27 protein-coding genes are annotated in these 15,558 nt (G+C 58.3%); 22 read left to right on the top strand and 5 right to left on the bottom strand.

The features are described from left to right. Positions 1 to 282: 282 nt before the first annotated feature. Both ASC90_RS06445 and ASC90_RS06440 read right to left on the bottom strand, forming a co-directional pair. Positions 283 to 480 (bottom strand): hypothetical protein, encoded by a 198-nt coding sequence (locus tag ASC90_RS06445; protein WP_056537047.1) that lies wholly within the window; start codon positions 478 to 480, stop codon positions 283 to 285. An 18-nt stretch (positions 481 to 498) separates the two neighbouring features. Continuing rightward, positions 499 to 777: an Arc family DNA-binding protein gene (locus ASC90_RS06440; protein ID WP_056537040.1), complete on the bottom strand. Its 279-nt coding sequence runs from the start codon at positions 775 to 777 to the stop codon at positions 499 to 501. A gap of 266 nt (positions 778 to 1,043) precedes the next feature. Here ASC90_RS06440 and ASC90_RS06435 point away from each other — a divergent pair, with 266 nt between their 5' ends. Next, complete coding sequence (locus tag ASC90_RS06435) at positions 1,044 to 1,400, top strand: S24 family peptidase (RefSeq protein ID WP_056537037.1); 357 nt, start codon at positions 1,044 to 1,046, stop codon at positions 1,398 to 1,400. 25 nt (positions 1,401 to 1,425) lie between these two features. Here ASC90_RS06435 and ASC90_RS06430 read toward each other — a convergent pair whose 3' ends face one another. Beyond that, positions 1,426 to 2,232, bottom strand: coding sequence for a S24 family peptidase (locus ASC90_RS06430; protein WP_056537034.1), 807 nt, complete (start codon positions 2,230 to 2,232; stop codon positions 1,426 to 1,428). A gap of 93 nt (positions 2,233 to 2,325) precedes the next feature. Between ASC90_RS06430 and ASC90_RS06425 the strand changes: the two genes are divergently transcribed. The 8 genes from ASC90_RS06425 (at position 2,326) to ASC90_RS06395 (ending at position 6,527) form a co-directional block, all read left to right on the top strand. Next, a complete protein-coding gene (locus ASC90_RS06425) occupies positions 2,326 to 2,559 on the top strand; it encodes a hypothetical protein (protein ID WP_156392860.1) in 234 nt (77 codons plus the stop codon). Then, positions 2,556 to 3,344 (top strand): hypothetical protein, encoded by a 789-nt coding sequence (locus ASC90_RS06420; protein WP_056537027.1) that lies wholly within the window; start codon positions 2,556 to 2,558, stop codon positions 3,342 to 3,344. Before ASC90_RS06425 ends, ASC90_RS06420 begins: the two co-directional genes overlap by 4 nt. 109 nt (positions 3,345 to 3,453) lie before the next feature. Beyond that, positions 3,454 to 3,702 (top strand): hypothetical protein, encoded by a 249-nt coding sequence (locus ASC90_RS28695; RefSeq protein WP_156392859.1) that lies wholly within the window; start codon positions 3,454 to 3,456, stop codon positions 3,700 to 3,702. 57 nt (positions 3,703 to 3,759) lie between these two features. Then, the gene (locus ASC90_RS06415; protein ID WP_056537024.1) at positions 3,760 to 4,170 is read left to right on the top strand and encodes a hypothetical protein; all 411 of its coding nucleotides are present in this window, start codon (positions 3,760 to 3,762) and stop codon (positions 4,168 to 4,170) included. A 3-nt stretch (positions 4,171 to 4,173) separates the two neighbouring features. Beyond that, the gene (locus ASC90_RS06410) at positions 4,174 to 4,725 is read left to right on the top strand and encodes a hypothetical protein (RefSeq protein WP_056537021.1); all 552 of its coding nucleotides are present in this window, start codon (positions 4,174 to 4,176) and stop codon (positions 4,723 to 4,725) included. An 89-nt stretch (positions 4,726 to 4,814) separates the two neighbouring features. Further along, positions 4,815 to 5,390, top strand: a complete 576-nt coding sequence (locus tag ASC90_RS06405; protein ID WP_056537018.1) for a helix-turn-helix domain-containing protein — start codon at positions 4,815 to 4,817, stop codon at positions 5,388 to 5,390. Between the two features lie 10 nt (positions 5,391 to 5,400). Further along, entirely contained in the window at positions 5,401 to 5,892 is a 492-nt protein-coding gene (locus ASC90_RS06400) for a GcrA family cell cycle regulator (RefSeq protein WP_056537015.1), read from the top strand. A gap of 5 nt (positions 5,893 to 5,897) precedes the next feature. Beyond that, positions 5,898 to 6,527, top strand: a complete 630-nt coding sequence (locus tag ASC90_RS06395) for a hypothetical protein (RefSeq protein WP_244480332.1) — start codon at positions 5,898 to 5,900, stop codon at positions 6,525 to 6,527. Positions 6,528 to 6,541: 14 nt separating this feature from the next. Here ASC90_RS06395 and ASC90_RS29250 read toward each other — a convergent pair whose 3' ends face one another. Further along, complete coding sequence (locus ASC90_RS29250) at positions 6,542 to 6,709, bottom strand: hypothetical protein (RefSeq protein ID WP_200950855.1); 168 nt, start codon at positions 6,707 to 6,709, stop codon at positions 6,542 to 6,544. A gap of 62 nt (positions 6,710 to 6,771) precedes the next feature. Between ASC90_RS29250 and ASC90_RS06390 the strand changes: the two genes are divergently transcribed. The 11 genes from ASC90_RS06390 (at position 6,772) to ASC90_RS06340 (ending at position 13,313) form a co-directional block, all read left to right on the top strand. Next, entirely contained in the window at positions 6,772 to 7,344 is a 573-nt protein-coding gene (locus ASC90_RS06390; protein WP_056537009.1) for an MT-A70 family methyltransferase, read from the top strand. Further along, the gene (locus ASC90_RS06385; protein ID WP_056537006.1) at positions 7,341 to 8,795 is read left to right on the top strand and encodes a DnaB-like helicase C-terminal domain-containing protein; all 1,455 of its coding nucleotides are present in this window, start codon (positions 7,341 to 7,343) and stop codon (positions 8,793 to 8,795) included. Before ASC90_RS06390 ends, ASC90_RS06385 begins: the two co-directional genes overlap by 4 nt. Further along, positions 8,795 to 9,343: a hypothetical protein gene (locus tag ASC90_RS06380; RefSeq protein WP_056537003.1), complete on the top strand. Its 549-nt coding sequence runs from the start codon at positions 8,795 to 8,797 to the stop codon at positions 9,341 to 9,343. The genes ASC90_RS06385 and ASC90_RS06380 overlap by 1 nt, the downstream gene beginning before the upstream one ends. Beyond that, positions 9,340 to 9,624, top strand: coding sequence for a hypothetical protein (locus ASC90_RS06375; RefSeq protein ID WP_056537000.1), 285 nt, complete (start codon positions 9,340 to 9,342; stop codon positions 9,622 to 9,624). The genes ASC90_RS06380 and ASC90_RS06375 overlap by 4 nt, the downstream gene beginning before the upstream one ends. Further along, complete coding sequence (locus tag ASC90_RS06370; protein WP_200950854.1) at positions 9,621 to 10,286, top strand: HNH endonuclease; 666 nt, start codon at positions 9,621 to 9,623, stop codon at positions 10,284 to 10,286. The genes ASC90_RS06375 and ASC90_RS06370 overlap by 4 nt, the downstream gene beginning before the upstream one ends. Then, positions 10,283 to 10,588 (top strand): hypothetical protein, encoded by a 306-nt coding sequence (locus ASC90_RS06365; protein ID WP_056536997.1) that lies wholly within the window; start codon positions 10,283 to 10,285, stop codon positions 10,586 to 10,588. Before ASC90_RS06370 ends, ASC90_RS06365 begins: the two co-directional genes overlap by 4 nt. Further along, positions 10,585 to 11,073 (top strand): hypothetical protein, encoded by a 489-nt coding sequence (locus tag ASC90_RS06360; RefSeq protein ID WP_156392858.1) that lies wholly within the window; start codon positions 10,585 to 10,587, stop codon positions 11,071 to 11,073. The genes ASC90_RS06365 and ASC90_RS06360 overlap by 4 nt, the downstream gene beginning before the upstream one ends. Beyond that, a complete protein-coding gene (locus tag ASC90_RS06355) occupies positions 11,070 to 11,537 on the top strand; it encodes a helix-turn-helix domain-containing protein (RefSeq protein ID WP_056536994.1) in 468 nt (155 codons plus the stop codon). Before ASC90_RS06360 ends, ASC90_RS06355 begins: the two co-directional genes overlap by 4 nt. Further along, positions 11,534 to 11,989, top strand: a complete 456-nt coding sequence (locus ASC90_RS06350; protein ID WP_056536991.1) for a hypothetical protein — start codon at positions 11,534 to 11,536, stop codon at positions 11,987 to 11,989. Before ASC90_RS06355 ends, ASC90_RS06350 begins: the two co-directional genes overlap by 4 nt. Continuing rightward, entirely contained in the window at positions 11,986 to 12,600 is a 615-nt protein-coding gene (locus tag ASC90_RS06345; RefSeq protein ID WP_056536987.1) for a hypothetical protein, read from the top strand. The genes ASC90_RS06350 and ASC90_RS06345 overlap by 4 nt, the downstream gene beginning before the upstream one ends. A gap of 305 nt (positions 12,601 to 12,905) precedes the next feature. Continuing rightward, a complete protein-coding gene (locus ASC90_RS06340; protein ID WP_056536984.1) occupies positions 12,906 to 13,313 on the top strand; it encodes a DUF3307 domain-containing protein in 408 nt (135 codons plus the stop codon). Between the two features lie 33 nt (positions 13,314 to 13,346). Here ASC90_RS06340 and ASC90_RS06335 read toward each other — a convergent pair whose 3' ends face one another. Beyond that, a complete protein-coding gene (locus tag ASC90_RS06335; RefSeq protein ID WP_056536981.1) occupies positions 13,347 to 13,538 on the bottom strand; it encodes a DUF1508 domain-containing protein in 192 nt (63 codons plus the stop codon). Positions 13,539 to 13,713: 175 nt separating this feature from the next. On the opposite strand from ASC90_RS06335, the gene ASC90_RS06330 reads away from it, so the two are divergent. Together ASC90_RS06330 and terL are read left to right on the top strand one after the other, a co-directional pair. Further along, positions 13,714 to 14,082 (top strand): hypothetical protein, encoded by a 369-nt coding sequence (locus tag ASC90_RS06330; RefSeq protein ID WP_056536978.1) that lies wholly within the window; start codon positions 13,714 to 13,716, stop codon positions 14,080 to 14,082. After that, positions 14,045 to 15,529 carry a phage terminase large subunit gene (terL, locus tag ASC90_RS06325; RefSeq protein ID WP_056536975.1) on the top strand — a complete coding sequence of 495 codons (1,485 nt, stop codon included), beginning with the start codon at positions 14,045 to 14,047 and terminating at the stop codon, positions 15,527 to 15,529. The genes ASC90_RS06330 and terL overlap by 38 nt, the downstream gene beginning before the upstream one ends. The last annotated feature ends 29 nt before the right edge of the window (positions 15,530 to 15,558 follow it).

Genomic DNA, 15,558 nt, shown 5'->3' with positions numbered 1-15,558 from the left:
CGAAGTCAGACGGGGTTGATGGCCCGCCGGATCACGAGTTTGCAGCTCGCCGGGTAACAGCAGAACCAAACGTGGAGACCGCCGAGAGGCGAGCTTGAGTAAGTGGCGAGTACCGTTTGCACCGCTTGACCGGCGGGAGGATGCCAAAGCACAGCCCGGTAGGGTCCGGGATAACAAAACTATCTGCTGGTTATATCGACTTCACGGATGCTTGGCCGCTTAGGTGGCGTCGAAGGGTGTGTCTCCACAGGACCATCCTAATGCCTCGGTTATGTCCGAGAGCTACGTTGTAAGCCCCTTTCTCCGCTCGATGTACTGCTTGTTCAGGAGGTCAACCAGATCGTCAGCTTCATCCATCTCACAGTGGGTTAGCTGTGCGCCGTTTATTTCGGCAGGCTCGCCCGTGAAAATATCGTAGACCGTCCAGTAGCCGGTGCCATTCTTACGCGTATCGTAGCGATTCTCTGGCTTACTGGTCATGTGCTCACCCGAAGCGGTTTAACTGGTTTCCTGGCTGAATGATTTGATCCTGTCGACGATCGACCGCCACAGTTCTTTCTGCTGGTCGTCAGGATACGACTTTACCAGATCTGCAATGTCGCGGACATACTCGTCGATGATCGTTTCTGACGGATAGGTCTTCTCAAGCAGGACCAGCAGCTCGGCATTGACCGACCGGTCGTTCTTCTCTGCAACCCGGCGGATTCGCTCCTTTAGCCCATCCGGCAACCGGATGATGATCTTGTCGAGAGATCGGCTAGGGCTTTGATCAGTCATTGAAAATGCATAGCGATAACAATTAACCAAATAAATATTGGCCAGTGGCCATACGCCCGGGCCTATAGAAGGCCATGGCCCGCTTCATTACGATAGGTTGAGTGGGGCCAAAGGGAGGAGCTTCGCCCTCATGTCAGAAATGCTTCAAAACAATATGGGAATATTCAACATGAGACTGCAGAGTAATATCGCTGTGCCTATTTTTGCAATTCATAATTGTGTGGATCTTAGGAATCTTCGGACGCCACCAGATACGAGAGGCGAAAATGTGCTCCATCATTGAAACGATCCCGCCCGAAAATTTTCTTTCGCCTCGGTTCCGGGTGCATCCGGTGATGGGTGACGCAATGGAGCCGACGTTCCGCGGCGGCCGAGACTATGCCCTTCTGGCGCCGGTAACGTCATATCGGGGCGAGGGGATATACCTCGTCAACATCGGGGCTGGTGTTGATCTGTTCCGGGTGTGCAGTGCATTCGATGGCAAAGGAGGACTGCGACTATCTCAGGAGAACCCGCGCTGCGAGACGCTCTCTGTCAGCCTGGAGCATTTCGATGATGTGGTGATAGCAATCGTCATCGCCGACATACGCCCGCGAGACGAGCGTTTTCTTAGGCAGTCGTAAAAGCTTGGGCGGTTATGCCGCCCTTTCACTTCCGGGCAATATGACCGCAGATGCGCCCGATGATCTGAACGCGCGACAGTTCGGCCGTGAAGGTCTCGAGGTGCGGGTTGTCGGAAATGATCTTGACCAAGACCGGATCGCTAAATGGCACCCGCTGCAGGCGCTTGATCTGCGGCTCTGAATTTCCATCGCTGATCGCATAGACCGTGTCGTCGACGAGCTTGTTTTGGGAGAGGTCAACAATCACCCGATCGCCTGGCATGTAGGTGGAGATCATCGAGTCGCCGACGATTTCACAGATGATAGTGTGATCTGGTGACGCTTTCGCTTCTCCCCGCAGATAGCCGTTCGGGATGACCCATTCCGACACAACCCGGTGACCGGAGATATGGCCGCCGCCGACGGGCAGATTGATCACTTCGCCGATGCTGCCATGACCGGCGCCAAGCTTCACGTCGATTTCAGGGATCGCGCCCTCAATCTTCGGGCGCCAGTGCTCCCGCGTATAGGCGTCGTCCTCGTGGCTTTCATGGGCATCAGGGTCGTAGGACTCGATGATGCCGCCGCGACTGGCGATCACTTCAGGACGGGCTAGCAACCACACCTCAGCAGCCGTGATCGGTGGCTCACCTTTGCCCACCAGCGCTTTGATCATCTTGAGCACCAGTTCGGGAGCAAGGAACTCTTTTTTGTAGAGCGCCGGATCTTCGTACCTCTGGATGCTCGATGCGCGGGAATACCCCATCGCGAGTGCAAAGGCGTCCATCGACAGCTCAGCACGTTCCCGCAATGCGCGGACTTTGGTGGTCACAGAATCGGTTTCTTGGCTCATGACGTAATTACGCAAGATACGTTTACGTTTTCCACGTTGACAGCCTTACGCGAAGCGCGTAGAAAAGACTGACAGCAACAATGGATGCGTAAAGTGGAACCGAAAACCCCTGCGGAAAACATCATTATGACGCTCGGCGGACTAACTAAGACCGCGAGCCTTCTTTCCACCGAGGAAAAGCGTGTTGCAGTGTCCACCGTCCAAGGTTGGAAGGAGCGCGGCAAGATTCCCCAGGAGTGGTGGGAGACCATCATCGAAGCCGGGAAGTCGGTCGACAAGACGATCGAGCTGCAGATGTTCCTCCAGCTGCCGGAGAAGGCAGCATGATGCACGAGCGAACGAGACGTCTCATAGCTGATCTGCAAAGACTGGCCTCTGAAGGGCTCACTGTATCTCAGGCCGCTGCCGCAGTCGGCATCACCTACAACACGGCCGCGATGTATGCCCGGATGCGCAGCATTAACTTTCATAGGCCTCGAAGCGCTGATGTTAAGACTGAACGCAACGCCGAAATTGCTCGCCGGTATCTCGGTGGAGAAGCGCAGGCTGATCTCGCGAGAGAGTTTAACGTAACCCGGGAGCGGGTTCGCCAGATCTGCGAGAAGGCGGGTTGTGTCAGTGAGAGAAAGCGCCACACAGACTTCGTGGCGGTCGTTGTCGGCACGATCATCCGAAAGAACCTTACACTCGGTCAAGCCTGCGAGATGTTCGATATCTCGCGAACCAGCGCATACAAATACTGCTGCGACAACGGCGTAGTTCCTTCGCGAATGAGCGAAGAGGAGCGCGAGGAGTTGAGCCAGTTGGCGAAGTTGGTCGAGACGGGGTCTAGCATCCGTCAGGCGGTCGACGCCGATCACAACAAAGCCGAGAGACTTCGCCGGTTCCTCAAGAAGAGTGGGATCGATGCAAAGGGCAGAAGTCGTCACGATGATTTCACCCAACGCCGTGACCTCGTAGAACGCTGGCGATCCGAAGGCCATTCTTGGGCCCGGTGCGCGGAACTGCTCACTAAGCACGATGGGCGAGTAATCGGCCAAGGCGGGCTCTTTTTGTGGGCGCGCAGGCATATGCCGCATCTATTCAATTCCAGATCCGAGGTGGCTGCATGACCGGCATTGTCATTCTCTCGGCGGCCCTCTTCGCAATCTACGCGGTCCGTGTGGTGCGCGATGCTGTCGAGCTTCTTGCCCCTATGGTTCGAACCGACAGGGGCGACCAATGGTAGTGGCTCTCCTCGGGTTCTTCCTGGCGCTCGTCATCGGCTGTTTTGTGCTCTGCATCGTCGGTGTTTGCATCGACAGCGGCAAATCGAGCCGAGAAGAAGAAGGGGTTACCCCCACTGGGGGCTCTTCTCTCGATCATCAGTTTCATTTCCAGCACCCAAGCGCGCAGGGTTCCAATCTCAGCGTTCGGGTTCATTCGCAGTCTCAGTCAGTTCAGTCAGTTCAGTCGTCGGGCGGCGGCTGAACTCGATACCTAACCCGCCATGCCCTGACGAAGATCAACTTAGCAGGGCTGGCGGACATGAACTGGATGAAATCCAACCAGAATGGTTCAACAAAAAAGCAGGGAAAGCAGATGTCTTTAGTAGATGCATACTCCCCGGACAGGGCGTCGAGTTACGCCAAGAAACTCTTTCAGATGATCGTCAAAGGCTGGGGTGATGCACCCCTGGCTGTCGAGGAATGCGCCAAGCGGAGCCGCATGTCCGAGAGAAGCTTTGAACGTCTGATGAAGGGGGAGACGAAGGACCCCAGGCTGACTGTCTTGGGTCGGGTACGGGGCGCGTACCTTGAGTTCTGCCACGAGCAGATCGCGCGCCTTCAGCATGAAATCCACATCGAGATGACGAGGAACTCCGATGGATCTTTTGAGGATCTTGCTGCTGAGGCTGAAGCTTTGGCTGCGAAAATCAGGCAAGCGAAAGGACGGTAGGCAATGACGGCAGCGGTCGGCGATAACACCAAGGTTGAGCGCGAACGCCGCGTTCAGTTCAGCTACTATCACCAGAAGGACAGGGACATCGCGGCGAAGATCCGCGCCCTGAACGAAGAGAAGAAGTCGAACCGGCAGAACGCCAAGGCGGCCGGTTTCACATCCGCCAAGCTCGACCACTACCTCAAGGCCTTCCTTGCGGAAGATCAGCAGAAGCCGGTCGACAAGCTCCGGTCCGAGCGGGAAAATCTGATCTGGCTTGGCCTCATCCCTGACACGCTGCAGGGTGACTTGCTCACGTCCGACCGTGTCGACCAGGAGCAGATGATAGCGGCCAAGGGCTTCCACGCCGGCCTGAACGCGCTCGATCGGGTGTCGGGATACGACGGCGGCAGTTCCGAGGACCGGCACTGGCTGGAGTCCTACGATCTCGGTCGCAAGGAATACGACACGGTTCTCCCTGACATCATGGCTCGCATCCAGGCGGAGGCGGACAAGGAGTCCCCGCCGGCTGATGACGAGGACGATATCCCCTTCGGCGAAGCTGCCGAGTGATGTGCCGCGGCGGCTCGCCGTCCTCCCAAGGCTTGAGCCGCCCAACTAGCCGCGCGAATGCGGCGCCCTTCTTCCCCTCAGAGGTTCCCATGGACGCGGATGTAGCAAACCACGAGTTCGATACAGCAGCCAAGCGCAACTCAATCATCTGCCCTTGCTGCCTCCAGTTTGTCGAAGAGGGTACGGTCCTCGCCGACCCGATCGGTTGTCAGATCACGAATGGCACCATGACGGTGAAGCTCAGCCGCCAGCAATTCAACCTGGCGAAGTACCTGATCGACCGGTTCCCGCTCATGGCCGACAAGGGTGACATCTACGACGCGGTCTTCCTCAACCACCACGGCGAGGGGCCGGATATCAAGATCGTGGATGTGCTCATCTGCAAGATCCGTCCGGCATTGGCCGACGTCGGGCTCGTCATCGAGACTGTCTGGGGCAAGGGCTACAAGATCGTCATGGCCGCCCCTTCAGAGGGCAACGCCATAAAGGACGCGAGTATCCGGTTGCGCGGGCCCGGATCAACGCACCGGTGGCTTCCCGAGCATGACACACAACTGATCGGCCTGATGCGCCGGAAGTTCAAGGTCGCGGCCTGCGCCTCCATCATGAAGATGCCGTACATGGCAGTCGAGCGCCACTTCAAGCGCCTTCAGTCGCTGGTTTGAGGAGATCGACATGCTCCGCACTCCATTCTCTTGGACAGATCAGAACGTCGCCATCCTTCGCCAGATGGTGAATGAGGGGCATTCCGCCAGCCAGATCGGCGCGCGGATCGGAACCTCCAGAAACGCAGTCATCGGCAAGGCCCTGCGCATGCAGATCGCATTGGCCGGCAGTCGCGGCAAACCATCCAGGCAGACTGCTCAGACCAGATCGGCAAGGCGAGTATCGCATTTGCCCCGGGCGATTAGCCATCTGCAGGATATCGATGCTCCGGCTATCTCTGCCGAGCCTGTGGTTCCTGAAGTCGTCGTGCCGGTAGAGTTCGCCCTTTTGGAAGCGCATCACTGCAAGTTCCCGATCGACGACAATATCGGGCCTCACATGCTCTGCTGCGGCGCCCGTCGGCTTAAGGGTTCGTATTGCGCCGAACACGCGGCTCTCACTCGCGGGCGAGGCACTGAGAGCGAGCGCAAGGCCTCCAGCATCGGGAGGGCAGCGCTTTGATCATCATGGGCCTCGATCTTGCAACGCGCTCTGGCTGGGCTGTCCGTGACAGCAAGAAGCATCGTGCTTCCATCCGGTGTGGCACATTCTCGGTCGCCGAGAACAACGACGGCAACAAGCTGGAATGGGAAGCGAAGTATCCCGTCGCGGCGAACCTCTTCTATCGGCTCCTCAAGGAACACAATCCCGACTTCGTCGCGATAGAGCGGCCCGAACACGGCGTCCGTCAGTTCAAGAAGAAGGGTAAAGTCGACCTCACCGGCAAGGAAGAGACGATCTCGACCATCAACCCGGCCGCGCTTCAGCTCACCGGGATCTTCGGGGCGATCAGCGCTGTGTGCCAGATCCGCGGGATCGCCTTCGGCACCATAGCTGCCGTGTCCTGGCGGCCGGTCTATTTCGGGAAGGGCGTCAAGCCACCCGAGGGCAAGGACTGGAAAGACCTCGCGATCGATTATGCCCAGCGGGAGTCGATCGGCCTGCCGTCGACAAAGGCAGAGCAGAGAGACGCAGCCGAGGCGATCGGCATCTGCACATGCTGGCACAACTGCGCCATCCCAGAAATCAAATGGATGCAGCAGCGGTTCATGGACCTGCGCACAGGTGCTTTCGAAGCCAAGAGGAGCGCGGCGTGACCACACTCATCAACTCACATTGGATTCGGCGGAAGGTCGGGCTCGTCCGGATAGGTCGGAATGTCCTCCGGAATGACGTCGGGCTCTGGTTCCTCGAGCGGAGGCTGTGGAACATCAGGCGGCAGGTCCGGAAGGGGACCGGGCTTAGGTCCTGGATCGGGCTCGGTCGGGATGATTGTCATGGCTGGCTCCTTTCTGGACACCCAATCATTTCGCACCCCGGTTTGTTCCGGAGGAGCGCAGCATGAGGCTCTTCAACTGGCCGTGGGGCGACCTACAGCCTCACTCCTATGATTTCATCATGTCGGACTTCGCCTGGGGCTACAAACTCCGCTCGAGCAAAGGCGAGGGGAAGTCGGCACAGGCCCACTACCGTGTGATGCCGCTCGACGAGATCATGGCTCTGCCGGTCCTCGATCTCTGCACCGCCAACTGCGTCCATTGGATGTGGGCAATAAACCCGATGCTCGACAAGGCCATCACAGTGATGAAGGCGCAAGGGTTCGAGTTCAAGACTGCCGGCACCTGGCTCAAGACGACTGTACACGGCAAGATCGCTTTCGGAACCGGCTACGTCCTGAGATCGAGCAATGAGCCCTTCCTGATCGGGACGCGCGGCAAGCCGAAGACATCAAAGTCGGTCCGCTCAGGGTTTACCGGTCTCGCCCGTGAACACTCCCGCAAGCCAGAGGAAGCCTATCGCGCCGCTGAGAAGCTGATGCCGAACGCGCGCCGCCTCGAGCTCTACTCCCGCACCAACCGGCCTGGCTGGGATCACTTCGGCGACGAAGCCGGGAAGTTCGGAGAAGCCGCATGAACGCCCTTCAACGCGACTTCACCCCAGATCAACGCCTGATGGACGGCATCTCGGACAATGACGTGTTCAAAGCCGAGGAAGGCATACTGGCCGGCATCCTGTGCAAGAATGACTATCTCGTTGCCTGCGGACTCGAGCCGCACGATTTCTCCGAATCCCTTCACCAGACGATCTACTCGTCCATCCAGCAGCTCTGCAGCGGCCATCAGATCGCTGACGCCACCACGCTCAAGTCATTCGTACCGAGGGCGGCCCAGGGGCTCGACATCACCCCGGCGGAATACCTGAACCGTCTTCAGAAGTCCGGCTTCTACACTATCCCGCAGGAGTTCGACGCGAAGGTCCAGATTGTCAAAGGGGCATCGATGTCCCGGCAGTTGGCAAGAGAAGCCGAGTTTATCGCCAACCTCGCTCAGGAAGGCCATACGTTGCTGACGCTCGGCGACGAGATCGAAGGGCTCGAGCAACGGCTGAAGGATCTGCTGTCGCGCTTTTCGGAATCGAAGGCGATCAAATCTCCTGGCTCTCAGTACCTCGCGGCCTTCAATGCATCCAGTCGGCGAGATGGCGTGGTCGGTGTCCCGATCGGCCTTCAAGAAATCAGCCGCGTTCTGTCGGAAACGGTGTTCGCCGGTGGGAACCTCTACGGGCTGCTTTCCTCGTCCGGCGAGGGCAAGACATCCCTGACGATCCAGATCATCCACGATGCCATAGTCAAAGGTCATCCGGTTCTCTTCCTCTCCTACGACCAGTCGGCCTACCAGTGCATCCGGCAGATGATCGCCCAGGTGCACGGCATCAGCGTCAAGCAGCAGGACGAGCCGATGAGGCTCATGAACGAGGGCGAGCGCGACAGGTGCGTCCAGTTCGCAACGTGGATCGAACGGCAGCCGCTGGAAATCATCCGCTGCCAGCGGGAAGGAGTGACGCAGCTCACGGCCTATGCCCGTCGCTTCATCAAGAAGCGGTCAAACGGCAAGACTCCGCTGATCGTGCTCGACCACATCGGCAAGGTGAAGCCTCGCGACCCGAAGCTATCGCCGGACCGCATCTCCGGTGAAGTCACAGTCGAGCTCAAGGCGCTCGCAGACGAGACCCAGAGCGCGTTTCTCGTGCTGAACCAGCGCAACAGCTTCGGAACCCGTCGAGACAACCCACGGCCAATATCAGCCGATCTGTATGGTGGGGAGGGTGCCAAGGCCGACTACGACGGCATCATCTATTTGTATCGCGCTGAGAAATACAAAGCCGATCGCGTGGCGACCGCTGCGACCGACGCCGACTGGAAGAAGATCAACAAGGTGTTCGGATCCGAGATCGAGGGCATCGCTGAAATCGGCTCGATCAAGTGCCGGTTCGGTGATCCCAACGTTCGCGAGACCATGAAATTCGAAGCCCAATACACCCGCTATGTGTCCATGCGCCCAGAGCGGCCGCCGGAGTTGTTCTGATGCAGCAGCTTTCCCTACTGGCCCTCATGGAGCCGCCGCCACCCACACCGAAACCATATGAGCCGCCGCCTCGCCGCGATTTCATGACCCGCGCCTATGGCGAAGCCCACGTGATGAAGATCGGCATGAATGAACTAGACCCAGTTGAGATTGAGGTGCGTGGCATCCCCACACTGATCCTCTTCAGCTTCGGTTGGCAGACCTACACCGTGCAGCCCCCAGGGGCTTCCTATTGGTCTGAAACAGGCTTTCGCAGCTTTGGAGGTCCTGAGACCGAGCCGGATCAGATCGAACAGCTAATCGCTCGCCATATCGACAGCAAGGACGGCTGCAAAGGCAAGCTAACTCGTTGGTGGCCGAGCTACTGCTTGCATTGGCGGCAGGAAAAGCGGTTCGGCGACAAGTTCGACCGAGCCACGACGTGGGACCAGTGGGGGGCGGAGAAGCAAAGAGAGCATTGGGAGAACTATGACGCTCGCCAACGGGTAGCGGTGGAGCGCATGGCCGCCGAAGGAATCGACCCAGAAGATGTTTGGAGAAGCAGATGAAAAACCGACTGATCGACCTCAACAACCACCTGTTCAGCCAGCTTGAACGCCTGAGCGATGAAAACCTCACAACTGAGCAGATCGAGACCGAGGTAAAGCGCACCGACGCCATTGTCGCGGTCAGCGAGCAGCTAATTCGCAACTCTGATCTTTCCCTCAAGGCAGCAACGTTGGTGGCCAACCATGGTGATCGCTTCAAGCCAATGCTCCCGACAATCTTCCGGCAGCCGGACACGATCGACGGCAAGGTTGCTGCCATCACCGATGGAGGCGACAAGTGAAGGGGACTTGGATCGTCTACAGCGCCGAGCAAATGGCTTGGCTGGAGACCAACCGGCTTCTCCCGATCAGCGAATATCATGCTGCCTTCTGCAAGGAGTTCTCTCGATATGACGTGTCGGCCGGCAACCTGCATGCGCTGCGCAAGCGCCGAGGCTGGAAGACAGGCAGGACAGGGCATTTCGCGGCGGGGCAAACACCTTTCAACAAAGGCAAGATCTGCCCGCCTGGGACAGGTGGCCGGCACCCCAACGCGCGCAAGACGCAGTTCAAGAAGGGGGATACCCCGCACAACACCAACTATCTTGGCCATGAGCGCGTGTCGAAAGATGGCTATGTCGAAGTCAGCATCGATGATATCAACCCGCACACCGGCTACGAGCGCCGTTATGTGCTGAAGCACCTGCATGAGTGGGAAAAGGCCAATGGCCCCGTGCCTGACGGCATGTGCCTAAAGTGCGTGAACGGCAACAGACTCAATACAGATCCATCGAACTGGCTGCCAATCCCCCGCGGCGTCCTGCCTCGGCTGAACGGAGGACGCGCCACCCGCGTCATGGCCTACGACACGGCGCCGGACGAACTAAAGCCGGTGCTCATGACCATTGCCCGTGTCGAGCAAAGGACAAGCGAACTACGGCGTAAGCGGAAGGTGGCAGCATGAGCAACAAATGTGATTTCGGCGCGCATCGTAGCCCGACCGGCTGGATAGCCTGGTATCGCCTCTATCACCACGGCGAGAACCGGATTGTCCGCAATGGCAAGCACGACATCATCTTCTCGACGAAAGACGAAGCTGACGCGGCGGCCAAGGAGGAATTCCTTCGCGAGATGAACAGCCCGATCGTCTCCGAGACACTGAGCGGACCGACCACGAAGAAGGCGCTCACCAAGTGCAAGGCAGAGCGCCTGTTCCGCAAGGGAGGCAAGGTTATCCAGGTCGAGAGGGTAGGAGCATCAGCATGAAGCAGCCACGTGTCTATCTTGATCTGGACGGGGTCATGGCTGACTTCGACGCTCACTTCCCGGCGCTGTTCGGTGTCGACCATCGCGGCTTGGCGGACGATACCATGTGGGCGACGATCAACGCTCATCCATCATATTTCCGCGACATGCCACAGTGCCCCGGCGCCAAAGAGTTCTTTGATCGGATTTCATGGCTCAGCCCGATCATCCTCACCGCATGCCCCAGCTCGAACTATGCCCACGTAGCCCGTCAGAAGCGGGAGTGGGTGAGGGAGCATCTATCGACAACCTGCCACGTCCTGCCGGTCATGGGCGGACGCAATAAGCCGCTGTTCATGCACTCGCGTGGAGACATCCTCATTGATGACTTTGAGCGCAACACCAAGGCCTGGCAGCAAGAGGGAGGGATCGCGATCCTTCACCGGGATTTCCAGACGACCCGGGACGAGCTTGAACGCGAGATCGTAAGGAGTGCCGCAGCATGAACATCGCCGCTCGAAACTACACATCCGGTGCAGAGATCATCGCAAGCGCGAACGCCGTTCACCAGCGGCTTATGGGCAGGCCACCACAGCGCAAACAGCCAATGATTGCTGTCGCAGCGCCTGACAAGCCAAAGCCTCGCCCACGGTCTCCCATGTGGCGCAAGTGGCCCATCAAGTTCGATGCTCATGTGATCGAGTGGAGAGAACGGATGTTGTCGCCGTGCAAGGCCCATATGCGCAGCCGCTGCAAAGAGCTTGGCATCACCATGAAGGCTCTATGCGGCCTGAGACGCACTCACCCGCTCGTCGACTACCGTCAGCTTATCATGTGGGAGTTGAAGACGATCGTTAAGCCGGAGATGAGCTACCCTGAACTGGGGCGGCTATTCGGTGGACGTGATCATACGACTGGACTCCACGCGGTGCGGCGGATCGCCGAGAAGAAGGCGAAAGGGATGCTATGACGGATCACCCGGAAGCCATTGCCATCTTCGAAGAGTTCGGCGTCGAGATCGTACCGAAGAACGTCATGCCCAAGCATGGGCAGACAAGGGCCGTGGCTTCTCTGGATCGCATCAGGAGACGCCATGGAAGGCCGCACGCGCGCTTCGTGGTCATGACACTGGTAGAGACCGCCAACAACGATACAGCGCTCGACGAGACCGGCCTGTGGGCAACAAGCGATATAATCCTCGCCTTCAAGAAGAACTACCCGTCGATCATGGAGCGCGATGTCTCCCGGTTCCTTGCCTTCTTCGACGGTGTGCCAGTAGGAGGCCTGCAGTTCTGGTGCATGGGATTGGATGGTATAACGAACAAACGTGCTGCGTTGGTGGGGCTGATTTGGGAGCGGGCGTGCCGGGTGTTTGGCAACCCGCAAATGGAACTATTAGATGACCGGAGAATGAGCGCATGACGGAAGCTGAAATCACCGAGATCTTCGTGCGAGCAGCCGAGGTGGAACGCAAGCTGCCCAGCACGGGCAAGCCGGCACAGCTCAAGGCAATGAATATGGGCTACGTCCATACATTCGCCGAGATGAACCATTGGCAGGAAGAAGAACTGCATGCGGCCAACTGGGCATGGCTCGACCCGAAGAACCTCCGCGCAACGACCAACGACGTCGGCATCTGGGAAGCAGCGATGGAGATGATCAAGCTGATACCGGATACCAAGAAGCGCCGCGCACTGTGGGCATGGGCCACTGCCGAGGCCGGTGGACAGGCTTTCGCAAAGTGGTGCCGGACCGTCGAAGGCGTCAGTCGACAGCTTGGAGATTGGCGGAAAGACTCCGCAATTAAATGTATTTTGCGAGCTTTCGACCGCAAGCCATTGCAGCATAACGAAAATGAAGCAGAAGGCGACTTTACAAACACCCCCGAAAACAGCGATAAAACGTCCATCATCGAAGTTTGGCGCGCTGATGACTGCTTCAGCTTCGACACCAGCCTGAGAGACTTCTCCTGGGCAGACGCACAGAACGAACGCCGCCGGCAACGCGAAGCCCGCAGGAAGCAGGCGGCATAGAAATTAGCTGACCTTCGCGGGTGCCAGCTATTCCCCTCACGGGGCGCCATAAGCCAGAGATACGGTGTCGCCGAGGCCTCTGGAGCCAATTCGAGAAAGCGAGGCGGCAACATTGTTGCTTCGACTCTCGTGGTAGGCGACGGCCGCCGAAGATAGCCGTAGTTGGGTAACGGGTCTGGAAAAGTCCTTGTAGCCAGACGCCCTGAGGGGGCCGACTAGGGCAATCATTCCGTAAGCCTGTAGGTAGGCACGTATCACAGCCCGTCACCCCAACCGGTGGCGGGTTTTCCATTTCAGGAGCCTGCATGCTGATCGAGACAATCCTAATGCTCGCCTTGATGCTCCTCGGGGCGCACTGGCTATGCGACTATCCGCTTCAAGGCCAGTTCCTCTCGGACGCCAAGGCCAAGGGGCCGCTACGGTTCTACCATCTCGTAGCTCACGCGGGCATCCAGGGAGCCGCTGTGGCCCTTGTGACGGCCAACGTATGGCTCGGGCTGGTAGAGTGGGCGGCACACACGGTCATCGACGAGGCCAAGGTGCGCGGCAAGACGACGTTCGCCCAGGATCAAGCGCTGCACATTGCCTGCAAGGTTCTGTGGCTGATCATCATCTTTGCCTTCCTCTCCGGCTGCCAGTCGTATCAGCCGCCGGGTGAGGGAGTTTGGCGGGCTCCGCAGCTTTGCAGAGAATGCGGCGCGCCGGGACTATAGGGCAGACACGCTACCGTCTGCCCCGATGTAACGTCACTCGGTGAAGAAGATTTGATCAGACGCTGAGTTCATCATTAGAGTGATGCTGTGCGTGCAATCGCTCCTGTTGACGTAACTCTCACTACTGCGGCTGATCTCTTCTCCGTTCTTCGCGTAGTAGATCCAATACCAATATCCGCCGTTGTCCTTCTTCTGCCAGTAACAAGGGTAGGTAACTTGAGCCATTTGGCTTTCCTTCTATGGTTGCACAACCATGAAGTTGGAAACAGGCGATTCCGTCAAGTTTGATTGCAACCAAACGCGGCTCGAAGTTCCGTAGTTGTTCACGTTCCCCACGTTGTTCGACTTCTCCACAGGTTATCGGCAACTTTCTGAATTTAATCAAAGCGGAAATCAAATCATGCGCGGTGGACCAAGGAAGGGTGCAGGGCGCCCCAGAGGAGCCGCCACGAAGCGAACTCGCGAGATTGCGGACAAGGCATCGGCTGACGGACTGACGCCTCTGGAGGTGATGCTGAAGGCAATGCGCGCACACGCCGAGAAGAATGATTGGGATGCTGCAGCCTCGATCGCGAAAGACGCAGCGCCTTACATGCATGCCAAGCTCGCCAGCGTTCAGCACACGGGCCGCGGTGGCGGGCCTATCCAGACCGTAGACCTCACCAACGTATCGGATGAACAGCTCAATGCACTCGAAGCCATCTTTGGCCCGCTTGCCGGCGCCAGCGGAGATGATGAGGGCGATCCGGGCGGAGAAGGAGAGGCGTAGAGCCGAGGCAGAGCGGGAACGCATTGCCAAGGACGCTGAACGCATTCGGGCAAGATGCCAGACGCTGGAAGGGTTCATACAAGAGTTCTGGTCGATCCTTGAGCCAAAGAAGGAATTGAGGTTCGGCTGGGCGCTTCGTGCGATGTGCAAGCATCTGGAAGCGGTAACCGCGGGCAAGATACAGTTCCTGATGATGACCGTGCCGCCTGGCATGATGAAATCATTGGTTATGGTGTTCTGGACGGCTTGGGAATGGGGACCATGCGAACGTCCTGACATTCAGGTGCTCGCTACATCCTACAGCCAGCCGAACGTGCTGCGCGACAACCTCAAGCTCCGCCGGCTGATCGAAAGCGATAAGTTTCAAGCCATATGGGCGTTGAAGCTGCGGGATGACCAGAACGCCAAGGGCAAGTTCGAGAACGTCGGAAGTGGTTTCAGCGAGGCCCGCCCGTTCAGTTCTATGACCGGTGGTCGCGGTGATCGGGTAAAGATCGATGACCCGCACTCGACAGAGACGGCGGAGAGCGACACCGAGCGGCAGGCTGCGGTTCGTATCTTCCGAGAAGGTATCTCGGACCGACTGAACGACGTGACGACATCTGCCATTGTGCTGATCATGCAGCGTCTTCACGAGCAGGACGTTGCAGCGGTCGCGAAAGAACTGGATATCGGGTTCATTCACCTGAACCTGCCGATGGAGTTCGAGCCAGAAGCCAAGTGCCAGACGTACGTCGATGGTGAACTGTTCTTCCAAGACCCGCGCACGGAAGACGGGGAACTGCTGTTTCCTGAGCGCTTTCCGGCCACGGAGATCGAACGGCTCAAGAAGGCCAAGGGTTCATATGCCTACTCTGGTCAGTATCAGCAGCGGCCAACACCTCGATCTGGCGGTATGTTCCAGCGTGGTGACTTCGAGATCGTTGATGCGGTACCGACAGGCGCCAAACGCTGCAGGGCTTGGGACTTCGCGGCAACGCAGCCGAAGCCGGGCAAGAAGCCTGACTGGACCGTGGGGCTTCGGATGGCCTACCACGGGGGCACATTCTACATCGAGGATGTAAGGCGCGATCAGTGGTCGCCTGCCGATGTCGAGAAGAACCTGAAAAACACGGCAAGCCAAGACGGGATCATGGTCCGGATAAGGATGCCTGAAGATCCCGGCGCGGCCGGTAAGTCGGATGCCGCTACCAAAGTGAAGCTGCTTGCGGGTTACAATGTGGCCACCATCCGGCCCACAGGTGAGAAAAGCGTTCGCGCCAAACCGGCTTCGGCTCAGGCGGAGGCTGGAAACGTAAAGCTGCTGCGCGGTTCATGGAACGACATATTCCTCGATGAGGTTTGTTCCTTCCCGAATGCTCCGAATGACGACCAGGTGGACGCCTTCGCCGACGCTCTGAACGAGCTGGCGCTGGGCTCCTCCTACACCCTTGCAAACGTTGGATGACCATGGCCTGCGGACCTTGTGAGAAGCGC

Origin of the sequence: Rhizobium sp. Root1220, from assembly GCF_001426265.1 — a bacterium.
Classification (GTDB): Bacteria; Pseudomonadota; Alphaproteobacteria; order Rhizobiales; family Rhizobiaceae; genus Rhizobium.
Note: the sequence above shows the minus strand (reverse complement) of the source record. Positions and strands in the feature narration are given on the sequence as shown.

What these genes read in the sequence shown, in the direction of transcription:
- ASC90_RS06385 (WP_056537006.1), top strand. Translation starts at nt 7,341, where the DNA reads ATGAACGCCCTTCAACGCGACTTCACCCCAGATCAACGCCTGATGGAC.
- ASC90_RS06335 (WP_056536981.1), bottom strand. Translation starts at nt 13,538, where the DNA reads ATGGCTCAAGTTACCTACCCTTGTTACTGGCAGAAGAAGGACAACGGC.
- ASC90_RS06440 (WP_056537040.1), bottom strand. Translation starts at nt 777, where the DNA reads ATGACTGATCAAAGCCCTAGCCGATCTCTCGACAAGATCATCATCCGG.
- ASC90_RS06365 (WP_056536997.1), top strand. Translation starts at nt 10,283, where the DNA reads ATGAGCAACAAATGTGATTTCGGCGCGCATCGTAGCCCGACCGGCTGG.
- ASC90_RS06395 (WP_244480332.1), top strand. Translation starts at nt 5,898, where the DNA reads ATGGGCCTCGATCTTGCAACGCGCTCTGGCTGGGCTGTCCGTGACAGC.
- ASC90_RS06350 (WP_056536991.1), top strand. Translation starts at nt 11,534, where the DNA reads ATGACGGATCACCCGGAAGCCATTGCCATCTTCGAAGAGTTCGGCGTC.
- ASC90_RS06355 (WP_056536994.1), top strand. Translation starts at nt 11,070, where the DNA reads ATGAACATCGCCGCTCGAAACTACACATCCGGTGCAGAGATCATCGCA.
- ASC90_RS06420 (WP_056537027.1), top strand. Translation starts at nt 2,556, where the DNA reads ATGATGCACGAGCGAACGAGACGTCTCATAGCTGATCTGCAAAGACTG.
- ASC90_RS06345 (WP_056536987.1), top strand. Translation starts at nt 11,986, where the DNA reads ATGACGGAAGCTGAAATCACCGAGATCTTCGTGCGAGCAGCCGAGGTG.
- ASC90_RS06435 (WP_056537037.1), top strand. Translation starts at nt 1,044, where the DNA reads ATGTGCTCCATCATTGAAACGATCCCGCCCGAAAATTTTCTTTCGCCT.
- ASC90_RS06415 (WP_056537024.1), top strand. Translation starts at nt 3,760, where the DNA reads ATGAACTGGATGAAATCCAACCAGAATGGTTCAACAAAAAAGCAGGGA.
- ASC90_RS06340 (WP_056536984.1), top strand. Translation starts at nt 12,906, where the DNA reads ATGCTGATCGAGACAATCCTAATGCTCGCCTTGATGCTCCTCGGGGCG.
- ASC90_RS06330 (WP_056536978.1), top strand. Translation starts at nt 13,714, where the DNA reads ATGCGCGGTGGACCAAGGAAGGGTGCAGGGCGCCCCAGAGGAGCCGCC.
- ASC90_RS06445 (WP_056537047.1), bottom strand. Translation starts at nt 480, where the DNA reads ATGACCAGTAAGCCAGAGAATCGCTACGATACGCGTAAGAATGGCACC.
- ASC90_RS29250 (WP_200950855.1), bottom strand. Translation starts at nt 6,709, where the DNA reads ATGACAATCATCCCGACCGAGCCCGATCCAGGACCTAAGCCCGGTCCC.
- ASC90_RS28695 (WP_156392859.1), top strand. Translation starts at nt 3,454, where the DNA reads ATGGTAGTGGCTCTCCTCGGGTTCTTCCTGGCGCTCGTCATCGGCTGT.
- ASC90_RS06405 (WP_056537018.1), top strand. Translation starts at nt 4,815, where the DNA reads ATGGACGCGGATGTAGCAAACCACGAGTTCGATACAGCAGCCAAGCGC.
- terL (WP_056536975.1), top strand. Translation starts at nt 14,045, where the DNA reads ATGATGAGGGCGATCCGGGCGGAGAAGGAGAGGCGTAGAGCCGAGGCA.
- ASC90_RS06360 (WP_156392858.1), top strand. Translation starts at nt 10,585, where the DNA reads ATGAAGCAGCCACGTGTCTATCTTGATCTGGACGGGGTCATGGCTGAC.
- ASC90_RS06430 (WP_056537034.1), bottom strand. Translation starts at nt 2,232, where the DNA reads ATGAGCCAAGAAACCGATTCTGTGACCACCAAAGTCCGCGCATTGCGG.
- ASC90_RS06390 (WP_056537009.1), top strand. Translation starts at nt 6,772, where the DNA reads ATGAGGCTCTTCAACTGGCCGTGGGGCGACCTACAGCCTCACTCCTAT.
- ASC90_RS06400 (WP_056537015.1), top strand. Translation starts at nt 5,401, where the DNA reads ATGCTCCGCACTCCATTCTCTTGGACAGATCAGAACGTCGCCATCCTT.
- ASC90_RS06410 (WP_056537021.1), top strand. Translation starts at nt 4,174, where the DNA reads ATGACGGCAGCGGTCGGCGATAACACCAAGGTTGAGCGCGAACGCCGC.
- ASC90_RS06380 (WP_056537003.1), top strand. Translation starts at nt 8,795, where the DNA reads ATGCAGCAGCTTTCCCTACTGGCCCTCATGGAGCCGCCGCCACCCACA.
- ASC90_RS06375 (WP_056537000.1), top strand. Translation starts at nt 9,340, where the DNA reads ATGAAAAACCGACTGATCGACCTCAACAACCACCTGTTCAGCCAGCTT.